The organism is Microcoleus sp. Pol7_A1, from assembly GCF_036701085.1.
GTDB lineage: Bacteria > Cyanobacteriota > Cyanobacteriia > Cyanobacteriales > Microcoleaceae > Microcoleus > Microcoleus asticus.
The window spans coordinates 1-1,935 of record NZ_JAUBQD010000148.1 but is presented as its reverse complement, the minus strand read 5'-3'; the positions used below and the strand labels follow the sequence as shown (position 1 = coordinate 1,935).

2 protein-coding genes and 1 pseudogene are annotated in these 1,935 nt (G+C 35.4%); all 3 read right to left on the bottom strand.

From position 1 onward, the window contains the following. Positions 1-66: 66 nt before the first annotated feature. Positions 67-234: an ISAzo13-like element transposase-related protein gene (locus QUA20_RS31590; protein WP_333194278.1), complete on the bottom strand. Its 168-nt coding sequence runs from the start codon at positions 232-234 to the stop codon at positions 67-69. A 208-nt stretch (positions 235-442) separates the two neighbouring features. Further along, positions 443-625, bottom strand: a complete 183-nt coding sequence (locus tag QUA20_RS31585) for a hypothetical protein (protein WP_333194277.1) — start codon at positions 623-625, stop codon at positions 443-445. Between the two features lie 583 nt (positions 626-1,208). Next, a pseudogene (locus QUA20_RS31580) lies at positions 1,209-1,796 on the bottom strand (ISAs1 family transposase); the annotation flags it as partial. Between the last annotated feature and the right edge of the window lie 139 nt (positions 1,797-1,935).

Sequence of the window (1,935 nt, the reverse complement as noted above, 5' to 3'; positions counted from 1 at the left end):
TTAAGTTATTAATACATTACTTGAAATTTCACGATATTCCCATTCCTGGGGCATTCATACCTTGATTCAGCAACGCCTCTTTTTGGTATCAAAACTAATAATAGGATTGCTTGCTTTTCTATACTCTGCATGAAGTCTAGCAATTTTTTTAAATTGAGCATCCCGATTTTTATTAATTCCTATTGTTTGTTTTTTTTGAGCTTTTCGTTTCACATACCCATGCTTTTTTTTAATTTTTGCAACTAAGGGGAGACTAATGGTAAAACCTGCTGCTCGTAGTCCCGAAGCTATTTATTTATGCGTCAAATTAGTCCATTTGATTAACTCATTCATTGGGTTTCCGGCAGTGTGGTTTTTTAAAACCTCTAAAAATCCTGCATCAATGCCAATTTGAGTAGACAGAATACTTTTTCTTCCCCCTCCTTTCTTTCTGAGCCTGGAATTATTTAGTGTCTGTTCGTACATTTTTTCTAAATTTTCTATTCCCTTGATTGATGATGGTATTTCGACTGCATCCCAAAAGTTGCATTACATAGCTAATTCCACTCCATCCTAATTTTTGAGCTTCTATAGCTGCATACCTTCTTTTATCCTTTTCTGATAATGATTTATAAAACTTTTTCATTTCTGACTCAATTGAATTAGAATAAGATAGGGATTTTAAAGTTAATTAGAAAAATCCGTTGTGAGTTGATCTCTGTTTTGGTGAAAATTGTAATCTCACACTTTTTTTATTATAACCGATAACTCATCAACTTATTTATTTTTCATTCCTAAGTAGTCTTTGCCAGAATAAGTGCGAAAGAATGAGAATTAATTGGGATTGAATAAAACCGTACAAAGCTATTCCTAGAAACCGAAAATGCTGTGTCAACGCCATCATGGCTTTGCCTCAGAACTCTGCACGGCGCGAGCGTCGGGGGAAGTATCGCTAGTGTCAGGGGGAACGCATCTTATTGAACACTGTTCATTAGTGGTGAGTATATTTTGAGATGAATTCACCATTCTTAGAAGCTACAGACACGCTTTGTAATGACTTTTGTAAGAAAATAGGAACTGATTAATGGTGGTTTTTACGCTTGTGCTAATTTTGAGACAATAAAAATATTACAACCACTGTTTACAAGTTGTATAATAGTTAGTAATGAGTTATTCATGAGAATTGAGTTAACTGTAACAGCGAGGAGCTTAGTTAAATAGTCATCATCTCACCCGGCTCGAAGTCGCTTATTTTTTGTTCCGGTTTTTGAGGTTTTTTCTTGATTCAACAGATTGAGCGAGATGTCTCTTTTGAATACCAAATTTTTGCGGAGCATTATCTTTTCTAATCCGACAATCATCTTCACGAAAACCCACATCTAATACCCAATGTAAAGAATTTTCAATTCCCCAATGGCTGCGGACTGATTCACAAAGCTTGTGAGCATCATTTGGTAAACTACTAATATAATAACGAGTTTCAATAGTTGTTTTTCCCTTCACTATTCTCACGGATTATATCAAGCCTATACTGTGAAGTTTATCCCATTGATTGTCGGGTCAATCAGCTCTTTGATGTCACTTAACATTAAGTGATGTCGGATTTCTGAGCGGCGGTGATTACTCTCTTTATTTGTCGAATAAGCTGTATGTGTAAATCCCGAAAATCCTTGTCTAATTGCTTGTTTAAACAACTCTTATACTCTGGCAGATAGGGAGGGCTGGTTCTTTATTAAGGTGATTACATAATCTCCTTCTTGATCGACAATTGATTTCACAATTGACCTCTAACAGCCCATAGCATCAATGGTGACAATGCTTCTATAGCGATCGCAAATCATTCGTAAATTAATTAAGGGTTTGAGCCAGCAGCAGTTCCATTGAGTGTTGGTTCAAAAATACCAAATTTGTGTAACTTGAGAAAGTCAAAGCTTTGTGACTGTATAGTAAAATTGA

Excerpts from the sequence above, each read along its gene's own strand:
- QUA20_RS31585 (WP_333194277.1), bottom strand. The coding sequence starts at position 625 with ATGAAAAAGTTTTATAAATCATTATCAGAAAAGGATAAAAGAAGGTAT.